Below are 12,250 nucleotides of genomic sequence, written 5' to 3'. Positions count from 1 at the left end.
CACCGAGACAGGCGAGCGCGCCGGACAGATGCTGCGAGCACGACTGATGGACGTCAACCTTGAGGTATTCGAGCGAACTAGCGCGAGTTGCGCCCGAAGAGCAGCCCGCGTCTTGAGTGAGCATTCAGCCTGGACGACTATGCGGAGTGCGGCGCAAAACAGTGGCGATTGCAAGCAAGCATTCGAGTCGCGATCCTTACGTCGAAGCGCTCACCGCTCCCTGGGGGCACGCGCACCGTGCAACCCCATTCTTACAATATTTCCAACCAGGGACTGTCAAGCAGTCGCAGCCAGGGCCCTGCAGCCAAGCCGAAAAAGAGCCGGCCTAGCGAGAAAACTCGTAACTCTCCAAGGATCTCTCAGCGTGCAGCCATACGTCGTCGAACTGCCCGAATCTGAATTCATCACCTGTCATGAGCTGGCGCTGGCGGTCGCATTTGCGATGGTGCCAAGCACTCCTGAGCAGAGGCTGGACGAGCCCCTCGATCGCGCCTCTTGGAGAATGCCCTCGCTTGGAAAACTCGCGAAGCCCGAGTCGGATGCTCGACTAGGGCCTCTGGAACAAGTCGGAAAGTTTCAGGTGAGACGCCCATTGCCGGAAAGCCCCACCAACGATTGGCGTCCTCTAACGTCGGAGCATTTGCTCGCCGAATGTGCACGACGTTTAACAGATCTGCAGGCGTGGGTCATACGCAAGGAACTGTCCATCTTTTCCTCCTCTTACGTCAAGGCGCAGGTTGTTGCACCAGGCGCGTATCTGCGCCGCTGTGATGCCATTCGATATTGCGAAGAATCGGGGATGACGGTGAACAACTCCTCGGCCCCCCTTCCCAGCGCTTTGGCATCGGCAGCTGTGACTTCACCTGCACCTGTTCTAGCCAGCGCTGCATTGCTCGATCCTGATTCGTCGGGTCTGAACAGCAAGAAAATGCCGTCCGCTGCGTTCATGCCCCCGCCGCCGCCCTCCAGGCCCAGCACGCGTCTGCTGCGCTCCAAGGAGGCCATTGCCCTCACAGGTCTTTCACGCTCAAGCTTTTACGAGCGGCAAAACCCGAAGAGCCGCTACTTTGACAAGACCTTTCCCAGCCCCGTGCAAATCGGGCAGAGCGCCATGGGATATCGGGAAGACGAGCTTGATGCATGGATCGCATCTCGACCGCAGAAGGATCGCTGAATATCCCCCATAACGGCGCCGACCAAAATTGGCCAACCCCTGCCAAGTAGGCAAGAGCCCGCGTCGTATCTGTCTGCGCTCGCCAATTGCCTTGCCCCCTCTGCTTGCCGCGGCACACCGTTGTACCCCGCAGTTCATTAGGTAGAACGGCCTCGGGGCTCGCTTACGAACGACTGCCTGACACAGGCGATGTGAATCCCAACCATGACCGTCGAAAAATTTGACCCCCCTTATCCCATCGAGGGCTTAACACCCAAGATCAAGGCACTGGCCAACTACATCAATAGGGAGAACCAATCCCCGCTGCCAATGTGCGCCATCTCCGCGTTGGCGGGCTGCACATTGGCCATTCAGGGACTGATCAAGGTGAAATGGCGCGACGCTCCGGCTTCACCGGTGGGGATGATCTTCATCGTGGAGGCACTCAGCGGTGAGCGCAAGACGGCGAACGATCAAATTGCCTTGAGAGAGCACCGTCGGTTCGACGAGCAGCAGTCTCGTTTTGAAGCAGAGGATGCAAAGCAACACGCCCGAAGACAAGCAGTTTGGGACTCGAAAAGAAAAGCTCTTCTTCGCGCTATTGGGCAAGGCGCTGCCAAAGATATCGACACGAGCAAGACCGAAGAATTGCTCGAGAAGCACGAAAAAACTTCACCGTCTCAACGCAAACGACCTCGGATGCTCATCTCGGATATCACGGCACCAGCAGTCGCAAGGCATCTCAGCGAAAAATACCCCTATGCTGGATTAGTTTCAGATGAAGGTGGCGTGATCTTGAGTTCCGGCGCACTGAGTAATCCGGCGATGATCAATTCCATCTGGGATTCTGGAGACGGCGTTACGGATCGAATGGGTCGTGGTCGCACAGAAGTGTATGACGCCAGCCTGACGGTTTACCTTCAGGTTCAGCCTGGCGTGTTTGAGTATTTTCTTGCTCGCCAGGGCCATCTGACTCATGCGAGTGGAAATTCAAGCAGATGGCTTTACACGAACCCTCCATCCAAACAGGGGACGCGGTTTATTAGCGACTACGTCGAGATATACGGGGATACCGGGGAGTCCTATCATACGCGAATCCGAGAGCTGCTCTCGCAATACGATCGCGAGAAGTTGCCTCGAAGAAAGGAAAAAACCTTCACACGTGCAGCACGACAATATCTTGACTGGTTTTCAAATAAGATCGAAAAAGAACTGGCCGAAAACGGTCGATTCTATTTCATGCGTGGAGTGGCCACCAAAGCAACTGAAAACTGCGCTCGCTTGGCAGCAAGCATGCACGAGTTTGAAGGAGGGACCGAGGAGATTGACGCCCAAGTGGTCACTGGCGCTATCAAGATAGTTGCTTGGCATCTGAACCAATATCGCATGCGCTTTGCACCGCTGACGCAGATGGAGCGCGATATTTTGGAATTGGAGGAAAGCATCTTCAAACATTACCACCGATGGGCAAAGACCAATGGTCAAGTGAAAGGAGCCGAGCTGGCGAGGTATGCGCCCAAACGTCTTCGGCAAATCGACAAGCTTCTTAGTGTTGTCCTGGAGCTGGCTCTTTTGGGGAGGCTGCAGGTCTGGGATGAGAGCGGCGGCAGTTGGAAGGTCAACCTGCACTTCTGGATTCCGGATCATGCTCCCGCGCCTTCCCCAGAGGAACTGGAGTCAGGCGTTCGATTCCGATACCACCCGAATCGCCAGCAGATGCTGCAGCGAGTGGCCCAGATAAAAGCTCTCACGGGGCACACCGAAAAGGGGGACGGAAAACACTTGCTGTGGCCAGGTTGCCATCTTCCATAATCTGTAACGACGCTGCTATTTTGCTATCAGATAGCAAAATAGCAGCGTCTGCCGTTCATGTAGTTTTTGCAATCTCAGTTTGAGATGACTCTTGCTAAGCTGATGTGAGGCAGCGAGCAGTCCACCTCCTAAGCCCTACTGCCGCAGCAAGCAGATTTCGGCTTATCGCTCTCGTGCAGCGATCAACCCCTTCTTGCCTTCTGCATCGAGCGCCCGAACCCCGGCCGGTCCCAGGTGCCGCTCGGTAGACGAAGCGAGGCCACGCTCAGTCCTGGTTCGATGATCGACGCGCGCGTCGTGCCCGTAGTGTTCGAGCATGGCATTGACGGTCTCAGCCCAGTGTTCTCGCTTGCCCTTCAATTCGGCTGCCAGTTCGCTGCGCGTTTTGCCTCCGCTGTCTTTTCTGCATCCGCCGCGCTCGGGCTGAGCGGAGTTGTAACGACGAAAGTGCTTCTCGGGAGAACGGATGATTCCATCAGGCACGCGATCTGAAATCATGAGATGCACATGGGGCTGAGGGACGCCCCCTAGAGCTGCTAGCGGACGATGAACCGCAAATTCGAATGGCTTGTTGCCTGCACATTCTCGTGCATAGCTCCATGCCAATTCGACGTTCTGCTCCGTGCTGAGTTCGTTGGGGAGTGCCACAATGGTTTCGCGATAGATTGCACCATTGCTGCGCTCATGGCGATCTGCCACGGCCCAAAACAACTCAGGTGTGCCATCAGCCCATTCAGGCAAATTGCCGAAACCTCGTGCCACGAGGTCTTCTCTGTCTGCGTAGTGGCCTACACGAGAAATGTACTTCGAATGCCGGCGCGCACTGCCCTTGCCACCGCTTTTGATATCAAAATAGAAGGTCGCCATCTCATTTTCTCCATCTGAGGTTTCCTATGTTTGGAGAAACGGTAGATGCGCGTGCTCACCGCTCTAGTGCTTAGATTTCAATTACTGAGCGATCCAGCCTTCATTAATTGCACGCTTCCATGTTCTCCAGAACATGGAAGTGAGCGAGTAAAAAATTGCCAAGAAGAAGAAGAAGAAGAAGAGGAAGGGAAGATAAGTTGCGGACCGCTCCAAGCCCGAAGACAAGCAAGCGATATCTGCGCCAATTCCTTCGCACTCCTTGAAGCACTTGGTCACCAGATGCCTTTAGAGGCATCCATGAAAATTCACCTTCGTCGGACTTCACGGACGCAAGAAAGTGGCAACACAACAGCGATTCAATAGGCACGACACGACACGACACGACACGACACGACACGACACGACACGACACGACATCATCACCTACCTACAAGAAGTTCATTGTCGATACGTCTTACACCCGCGCAATAGCTGGCTCAGCTGCATCAGCATCGAGACCTAAATAGGCACGCCTCAGCTCCGGTCGGGCCATTAGTTCCGCCGGCAATCCCTGCGCGACGATCCGCCCTTCTTCCAGCACAGCAGCCCGCTCGGCTACGTCTAGCGCCATGCCCACGTTCTGCTCCACGAGTAACACTGCAATGCCATCAGCATGGATACGCCGAATGGCGCTGAACATATCGAGCACAATGCCCGGTGCAAGTCCCAACGAGGGTTCGTCCAGTAGCAGCAATCTGGGCCGCGCCATAAGCGCACGACCGATAGCCACCATCTGCTGTTGCCCACCCGACAGCGAGCCCGCTGGCTGACCTAGCTTCTCCTTCAGCGCAGGAAACAGAGCACAGACATGGTCAAGGGACCGTGCCCGCTCCAGCCGAGCTGTGCGCAGATAACTGCCAAGCTCCAAGTTCTCCCGCACTGTCATCTCCGTGAACAAGCGCCTGCCCTCGGGCACCAGTGCTATGCCCTGTGCGCAGAAGCGGTAGGGAGCCAAGCGTGAAATGTCCTCCCCCTCGAAGCGCATGCGTCCGCTGCTAATAGGATGCAGCCCCGCCACCGCATTGATGAGCGTGCTCTTGCCGGCGCTGTTCGGCCCGACGACGCACAGCAACTCGCCCTTGCCGATGGACAGCGATACGTCCCACAGTGCAGTGGCATGTCCGTACGCGACACGGATGGACTCAAGTTCAAGCATGGGCCAACTCCTTTGCCACATTCGGCTTGAACATTGCGTCCCCCACAACGGCGGTCTCCCTCACCTCGATGGTCTGCCCGAGATAGGCCGACACCACCTCAGGCCGCTGCATCACGTCCTGCGGCGCCCCTTCGGCCAGCACTTCGCCGCGGTTGAACACCACGATACGGTCGCACAGGGCCATCACGGCGCGCATCACGTGCTCGACGAAAACGATGGTGGCACCTTGATCACGGATGCGACGGATGAGCGCCACGGCCTCATCGATCTCGGATGGCGTGAGGCCCGAGAGGACTTCATCGAGCATCAACACCTGCGGCCGGGAAGCCAACGCACGCGCGAACTCCAGGAACTTGCGTTGATGCAGATTCAGGTCCGCGGGAAGGGCATGCGCTCGTTCCGTGAGACCGGTGAACGCCAACCACTGCCAAGCCTCGGCCTGCGCCGTGCGTCGGTCCAGCGCGGCCGCACCGAACATCGCGGGCAACGCCACATTCTCCAGCACCGTGAGATGCGCGAAGGGGCGCGGGATCTGGTACGTGCGCGCAATGCCACCCTGCGCAATGCGGTGCGCCGGCAAGCCGGAGATGCGCTGCCCTGCGAAATCGATGTGTCCGGCAGTTACCGCGTAGTGGCCGCTCGCGACGTTGATGAAGGTTGATTTGCCTGAACCGTTGGGACCAAGCAAGCCGAGAATCTCGCCGCGCCGCACCTCCAGGCTCACACCGCGCAGCGCATGCACGCCCTTGAACGACTTGCGCACATCCCGCGCACGCAGTAGTACTTCACCAGGAATGGCGGCGGCCTTCGTTTCTTCGATGGCAGCGGGCACTTGTCCCGGCACGCCCGGACGGCGCGATGCCCCACGCTGCGCGCTCCACCACGTCAATGCCTGTCCTAGCAGTCCCTGCGGCATAAAGAGAATCACCACGATCAGTACCAGTCCGGTCAGCCCCTTGCCGAGGATCGCGCTGTCTCCGCCCGTGAAGGCGAACAGCAGCAGCGTGATTGCGGTCGCTCCGACGATCGGTCCCGCCCAGTGGCGCGTGCCACCGAGCACCGACATCAAGACCACCGTGAGCGGCATCGCGATGGTGAAGGTATCACCCGTCGTGACGTACGAGACGAAAAGCGCATGCACGCCTCCAACCACGCCCGCCAGCGCACACGACAGCGCGAAGGCGCCGAGCTTGTAGCGGTACGTTGGCACGCCCATGACCTCGGCCACGTCCTCGTCGTCATGAATGGCAAACAACCCCGTGCCCAGGCGAGAGTGATAGACGACCAACGCCGCGAGCACGGTCAGCATCGCCACACCTAAAGCCAGCAAGTAGAAAGTACCCGCCGCCGTCGGCCCCATCTGCGGCACCGCTACCGCGTTCATGTACACGCCAGGGCCACCGTCGATGGGCGTGTTGAGGATGATGGTCGCCACGACGAAGGTGGCCGCAAGCGTCAGCAGCGAGAACAGTTCGGCACGCACCGCCTGCACGCGAAACGCGACGGCCCCCAGGATGGCTGCGAACAGCGCTGCCGCCACGGCCGCAGCGGGCAATGTCCAAAGGAACGGGATATCGAAGCGCGTTGCGAGCGTGGCGGTCGTGTACATGCCGATGCCGAAGAACGCACCATGCCCGAAGGAGAAATAGCCCGAGTAACCCGACAGCAGGTTCCAGGACGTGGCCAGCGCAATCCAGTGCAGCACCAGGTAAAGGATCGACTCGTAGAACGCCGGCAGGCCAAGCCACGGCACTGCGGCCAGTCCCGCTCCGACGGCAAGGATCAAGAGTAGCGAGCGCCTCATGCCACCCTCCCCGGCCGCACCAGCAGCACACACATCAGCAATGAGAACGACACCAGCGGTGCCCACGAAGGCGCGGTGATCGACATGGTCACCGCCTCAGTCACACCGATGATGCAGCCCGCAATCAACGGTCCGAGCGGGCGGCCCAAGCCGCCCAGCATCACCGCGGCGAACACCACGCCGATCCAGGCATAGATCTGTGATGGCGACAGCGTGTATGCAAGCGCAATGCAGACCCCCGCAACACCTGCCAGCGCCGCGTTGAGGCCGGAGAGCATCAGCGCCAAGGCGTTCTGGTTCACCCCGAAGGCTGCGGCAATAGGTGCATCTTCCGCTGCGGCACGCATCGCCTTACCCAGGTCGGTGCGACGCAGCGCGAACCACACAGCCAGCGAGATGCCGGCGCCCATCGCCAGCGTGATGAGCTCCGGCAGCGGCAGGTACAGCGGCCCGATCTGCAGCCTGTGCTCCGCGTAGCTCGATTCGAGTTTGCGATAGTCCGCCGTCCAAGTCCACTGCAACAGCGCCTCGATGATCACCGTGATGCCGAAAGTGACAAGCAGTGAATTGAACGGGCTCACGCGAAAGCGCGTCAGCACCCAGTGCAACGCCGCGCCCAGCACAAAGAAAAGCGGCACGATCGCCACCAGTGTGAGCAACGGATCGACACTGCGATGGCTGGAAAGTTCGTACGTGAGATATGCGCCGAGGAAGGCGAGCGCGAAGTGCGCGAGGTTGATCTGCCGCAGCATCCCCCACGACAGGCTGAGGCCGAGCCCCAGCAAGCCGTAGAGTGCTCCGGTGAACAGGCCCGCCAGGATCGACTGGGCCAGCAGCGTGGCACTGGGCAGATTCATCAACTGGCCACCCCGCGCGTTTGCAGCTTCGCGCCAGGGGCTGCCCACTCCTTAGGCCATACCACCACCCATTTGCCGTTCTGCACCTGTTTGACGCGGCCAAGGTCGTCACCGAAGTTGCCGCGCTCGTTGAAGCGCAGCTTGCCCTGGATGGTGTCCACCTTGTTGGCACGCAGCCACGTGGCCATGGCCTTGTCGTCGAGCCCTTTGGTGGCGACCACGGCGGCTTCAATGATTTGCCAGGCCGAGAACGACGCGGCCGCCTGCGTCTCTACAGCCGTATCGGGCATGCCCGCCGTGAGCGCGCGCTCACGGTAGACCTTCACGAATTCGGCCGCCGTCGGGTTGTCCGTAAAAGGCGGGTGATCTTCGAAGATGGTGGTGGCCAGCGCACCGTTGGCCTCTGGCGCCTTTAGCATCGGCGCAGGTGCGGGCACGTGGTAGAAGTGATGCAGCGGCGCGTAGTCGATCTTCTTCATCGCATCGAGCAACTGGTTTCCTTCCAGACCGATGGCGCCATTCCAGATGAAGTCGGGGTTGGCCTCCTTGAGCCGGCCTGCGATGGGACCGAAATCCCGGTTGCCGAAGTCCCACTCGAGGAACAACACTTCTTTCAAGCCTCGCTGCTTCGCCACTTCGCGCGCCCCCAGCGCCACAAAATGCACCGAAGGAAACTTGCTGGTCACGATGGCGATGGTCTTCGGCGGTTTCGGCGAGGTCGCCAGAGCGTCCATCACCATCGCTGGCATGGTCTTCTCCGGATCGGGACCAAGCGACCAAGCCGGGAACTGCTGGTCGTACTTTGCCAAGCTCGGAATGCCGAAGGTATGGTGCACCAACGTCTTGTTGTAGCGCTGGGCCACGCCCATGGCCGAAAGGATGGCACCCGTGGCGTAAGGGCCGATGAGCAAGTCAACTTTGTCCGCCGTGACCAGCTGCTCGTAGAGCGTGCGCGCGAGATCGGGTTTGGACTGATCGTCCTTCAGCACCCACTCCACCGGCCTATCGAGCAGACCGCCACGCCGATTGAGTGCGTCCAGGTAGATCTCACCAGTAAGCTTGTGCACCAGCCCTGTGGCCGAGAGCGGACCGGTGAGCGCCAGCGTGCCACCCACGCGGATGGGCTTGCCCGAGGGCTGCTGCGCAGCCGCGACACCGCTGAACAAGGCGCCTGTGCCGAGGGCACCGATGGCGCCGGCGGCCGCAACCAGTGAACGACGATCGATGCTCATTTTTTGTCTCCGTGATTTTTAAGCTACGGCGGTGTGCCACGTTCAGTCGCCGTCCACGACGGGATTGGAGAGAAGGCCGACACCTTCGATTTCGACTTCACATACATCGCCCGCCTTCATGAAGACCTGCGGCTTGCGCGCCAGCCCCACGCCCGAGGGGGTGCCGGCGATGATGATGTCGCCGGGCTGTAGCGCGAACGGCTCGGAGCACACAGACACCAAGGTGGCAACGTCGAAGATCATGTCGCGCGTATTGGCGTCCTGCAGGACGGTGCCGTTCAGGCGTGTCTGCAGCCTCAGGCCGGTGGCGCCCGAAGGCAATTCGTCGGCGGAGACGAACTCGGGTCCGAAAGAGCCCGAGCGGTCGAAGTTCTTGCCCATCATCCACTGTGCGGACTTGAACTGATAGTCGCGGATGGAGCCGTCGTTGAATACCGAGTAGCCCGCGACATGGTTCAACGCATCGTCCTTCCCGATGTAGCGTCCGGCCTTGCCGATGACGACCAGGAGTTCCCCTTCGTAGTCGAACTGCGTCGACACGTGCGGCCGCACGATCGGCTGCTTGTGGCCGACCCACGATGAGGGAAACCGATGGAACAGCACCGGGTAGGTCGGCGCCTCGAATTTGCTCTCGGCCGCGTGGTCGACGTAGTTGAGGCCTACTGCGATGGCTTTGGAGGGTGACTGCACGGGCGGCAGCCAGTCGATGTCCGACAGCGAAAGACGCGTGCGGGCGGTGTTCCCGGCCTTCATCGCGGCGGCCATGGCATCGGGACCGCCGCGAAGCAGTTCATCGAGAGTGGCGGGCAGGCCCACTGCCGTGAGGTCGACGACCTCATCGCCCAGGCGCAGGCCGAGGGCCTGCTTGCCATTGTGGTGAAAGGAGAGAAGACGCATGGGGTTCCTTGTGGTGGTGGGTGCTGAAACAGGTCTCAGGCTTGGTCGGCCTCGACCTCGAAATTGGTGACGAAGTCCTCGGGCACTTTCGGGCCCCAGGCATAGAAGGAGTCTTCGGGTGGATGGTCGACAGCCCGCCAATCGAAGTCGCCGGGCACGAAGTCCATGTCACAGGAGTACTCCGAGTAGCTGCCCCACGGGTCGCGCACGTAGTGGAAGTAGTTCGAGCCGAGCACGTGGCGCCCCACGCCCCAACCGCGCACATGACCTGCGGCATACATCTGCTCCATACCCCGGCCGACCTCGTCGATGTTCGCGACGTCCCAGCTCAGGTGATGCAAACCCGGTCCGTTCGAACGCGCCATGGCGATCAGATGGTGATCGCTGCCATGGACGCCGTGCATGAAGACGATGAGATCGCCCGAGCGGTCCGTGACGCGCAAACCCAGCGCGTCTTCGTAGAAGTGCACCGCCTCGGGCACCTTGGCCGAGAACATCAGAATGTGCGAGAGCCGACGCGGATGCACCTTTGGAATGCGCGCTCGGTTCGGCGAAGCGCCCGTGCCGACGGGCGGGCGCGGCGCGACCACAGGTTCGCTGCCCTGATCCGGCGCGCTTTTCGGAGCCACGACGACCTGCACCGGGAAGCCCTCCGGATGCAGCACCCACAGGCCGCGGTCATCACCCAATGGATGCGGCGAACAGCGCGGCACGCCCTGCTGCTCGATGCGCGCAGCGATCGCGTCGAAATCCTCCGCGAAGCAGGCGAAGCGCAAGTACTGCAGCTTCTTCACTCCATTCGATCGGTACAGCGAACCCCAGGGATGCGGATGTCCCACCGTGAACAGATCAAGCCTGTCACCCTCTCTGCGGGGCAGCAATCCGAAGGCCTCGTAAAAGCGCGCGGCCTCGTCGAGATCAGGCACGGTGAAGACGAAGGCATCTAGCGAATGCACGCTGTGCAACGCCGCGCGCTCGGGATTTTTATGGGTGCGAAGCTGGATGTCGGCCATGGCATGTGTCTCCATCAGAAATCCACGGTGCTATGAATAATATATTCTTTTGCATACAGTCTATTTATTAGTAATCCATGGATCATTAGGGTTAACAAGTAACATCGAGCGGTTTTCGCGATGAACGGGAGCGCAATGAACGAGAAAACCAAGGGCATGAGCCAGACGCGGCAGGTGTTCACCACCTTGCGCGCGGCTATCGTGGGCGGACGTCTGCTGCCGGACTCGAAGCTAAACATCGCCGCGCTGGCCGAGGATCTGGACGTGAGCGCCGGGGCTGTGCGCGAGGGCCTGGCCATGCTCGAAGCCGAAGCCTTGGTCGTTTCTGAGCCGGCGCGTGGCTATCGGGTCAGCCCCATTTCAGCGAGCGACCTGGAAGACTTGGTGAAGGCACGCATCGAGGTCGAGAAGCTTTGCCTCGCCGAAGCCATTCGGCACGGCGACCTGTCGTGGGAGGGCAGCGTGGTGTCCGCTCACCACCGCCTCCAGCGTCTGGCCGAGCGCGATGCATCGATGCCAACGATGCTGAGCGCGGAATGGACAGCCAGTCACGCGGAATTCCACAACGCGCTGGTGTCGGGCTGCCCGAACACATGGTTGTTGCGCATGCACCAAACGCTCTACCAGCAGAGCGAGCGCTACCGGCAGCTGTCGGCCCCCCTGTCCAAGGAGGCACGGGACGTCGGCGCCGAGCATCGCGCTCTGCTCGAAGCCGTGCTCAATCGCGACATCCAGACAGCGCAGGCGCTGATCGCTGAGCACCTGCAGACAACGGGACGCCTGCTACTCACGGCACTGAAGAAGAACCCGCGCGCGGAGAAATAGAAGCTACGGTGCGTGGCAAGGGTCCCCGGGTCCATGCGAACGCCGGCCGGTGAACATCCCGCAGAGGCATGCGGGCCGGCCCCGGACCTCGGCGCATACTCATCGACGATCCTAGCCTCCTTCTCAGCTGCTGGTCAGCCATCGACCCGCATGGGTGCCGCGCGGCGCTTATGACGTAGCGGCACAGTTCAACGCAGCAGCGCCGCGATCCGAAGACGCGTTCAGCAAGCCGGAGTTGCGAACTCCGGCCGGAACTTCTGGGCTACGCTTCTGCGTGCGATATGCTGCGCGGCTTTTTGAACTTGGAGTAAATCGATGGAAGATGTGAAAATCCTTCAGATCATGCCCGCCGAAGGGTGGGTCGCAGTCTACGACGGCGGCGATGAAGGAGAAATGGAGGAGCCGCTGGCTTGCTTTGCGCTGGTGCAAGTCGACTACAAGAATGGCGATGGCGTCCAGACCGAAGTGCGTGGCATGGCGCCCGATGAAAAGCTCATGGGATTTGTGGAAGACGCCACCAACTTCGTGACGATCCGCCGCGCCGAAGAAGCCGAGGTGGAAGACGAAGAGGACGGTGAAGCTGTCGAGTAGCTTC

The 12,250-nt window shown here is 60.4% G+C and carries 12 protein-coding genes; 5 read left to right on the top strand and 7 right to left on the bottom strand.

The annotated features are described in order from the left end of the window. Window positions 1-364: 364 nt before the first annotated feature. Window positions 365-1,174, top strand: a complete 810-nt coding sequence (locus tag EJP69_RS29850; RefSeq protein WP_240652144.1) for a helix-turn-helix transcriptional regulator — start codon at window positions 365-367, stop codon at window positions 1,172-1,174. A 204-nt stretch (window positions 1,175-1,378) separates the two neighbouring features. Next, window positions 1,379-2,965 (top strand): YfjI family protein, encoded by a 1,587-nt coding sequence (locus tag EJP69_RS14420; protein ID WP_126470824.1) that lies wholly within the window; start codon window positions 1,379-1,381, stop codon window positions 2,963-2,965. A gap of 162 nt (window positions 2,966-3,127) precedes the next feature. On the opposite strand, the gene EJP69_RS14415 is transcribed toward EJP69_RS14420, so the two are convergent. Beyond that, entirely contained in the window at window positions 3,128-3,832 is a 705-nt protein-coding gene (locus EJP69_RS14415) for a MobA/MobL family protein (RefSeq protein ID WP_126470822.1), read from the bottom strand. 45 nt (window positions 3,833-3,877) lie between these two features. On the opposite strand from EJP69_RS14415, the gene EJP69_RS14410 reads away from it, so the two are divergent. Then, on the top strand, window positions 3,878-4,195 hold the full coding sequence (locus tag EJP69_RS14410) for a hypothetical protein (protein ID WP_126470820.1): 318 nt from the start codon (window positions 3,878-3,880) through the stop codon (window positions 4,193-4,195). A 91-nt stretch (window positions 4,196-4,286) separates the two neighbouring features. On the opposite strand, the gene EJP69_RS14405 is transcribed toward EJP69_RS14410, so the two are convergent. The 6 genes from EJP69_RS14405 to EJP69_RS14380 are packed head-to-tail and all read right to left on the bottom strand — an operon-like array spanning window position 4,287 to window position 10,830. After that, the gene (locus EJP69_RS14405) at window positions 4,287-5,027 is read right to left on the bottom strand and encodes an ABC transporter ATP-binding protein (protein ID WP_126470817.1); all 741 of its coding nucleotides are present in this window, start codon (window positions 5,025-5,027) and stop codon (window positions 4,287-4,289) included. Further along, the gene (locus tag EJP69_RS14400) at window positions 5,020-6,813 is read right to left on the bottom strand and encodes a branched-chain amino acid ABC transporter ATP-binding protein/permease (protein ID WP_240652143.1); all 1,794 of its coding nucleotides are present in this window, start codon (window positions 6,811-6,813) and stop codon (window positions 5,020-5,022) included. The genes EJP69_RS14405 and EJP69_RS14400 overlap by 8 nt, the downstream gene beginning before the upstream one ends. Window positions 6,814-6,827: 14 nt before the next feature. Next, on the bottom strand, window positions 6,828-7,688 hold the full coding sequence (locus EJP69_RS14395) for a branched-chain amino acid ABC transporter permease (protein WP_170217109.1): 861 nt from the start codon (window positions 7,686-7,688) through the stop codon (window positions 6,828-6,830). Beyond that, on the bottom strand, window positions 7,688-8,920 hold the full coding sequence (locus tag EJP69_RS14390) for an amino acid ABC transporter substrate-binding protein (protein ID WP_126470814.1): 1,233 nt from the start codon (window positions 8,918-8,920) through the stop codon (window positions 7,688-7,690). Before EJP69_RS14390 ends, EJP69_RS14395 begins: the two co-directional genes overlap by 1 nt. 42 nt (window positions 8,921-8,962) lie before the next feature. Then, a complete protein-coding gene (locus EJP69_RS14385; RefSeq protein ID WP_126470812.1) occupies window positions 8,963-9,817 on the bottom strand; it encodes a fumarylacetoacetate hydrolase family protein in 855 nt (284 codons plus the stop codon). Between the two features lie 35 nt (window positions 9,818-9,852). Further along, complete coding sequence (locus EJP69_RS14380) at window positions 9,853-10,830, bottom strand: VOC family protein (RefSeq protein WP_126470810.1); 978 nt, start codon at window positions 10,828-10,830, stop codon at window positions 9,853-9,855. Between the two features lie 135 nt (window positions 10,831-10,965). Between EJP69_RS14380 and EJP69_RS14375 the strand changes: the two genes are divergently transcribed. Both EJP69_RS14375 and EJP69_RS14370 read left to right on the top strand, forming a co-directional pair. Next, window positions 10,966-11,655 carry a GntR family transcriptional regulator gene (locus tag EJP69_RS14375; RefSeq protein ID WP_126470808.1) on the top strand — a complete coding sequence of 230 codons (690 nt, stop codon included), beginning with the start codon at window positions 10,966-10,968 and terminating at the stop codon, window positions 11,653-11,655. Between the two features lie 315 nt (window positions 11,656-11,970). Continuing rightward, window positions 11,971-12,246, top strand: coding sequence for a hypothetical protein (locus EJP69_RS14370; protein WP_126470806.1), 276 nt, complete (start codon window positions 11,971-11,973; stop codon window positions 12,244-12,246). Window positions 12,247-12,250: the final 4 nt, after the last annotated feature.

The sequence above is a fragment of the Variovorax gossypii genome, from assembly GCF_003965815.1.
Classification (GTDB): Bacteria; Pseudomonadota; Gammaproteobacteria; order Burkholderiales; family Burkholderiaceae_C; genus Variovorax; species Variovorax gossypii.
This window is presented reverse-complemented; position numbering and strand designations above follow the sequence as displayed.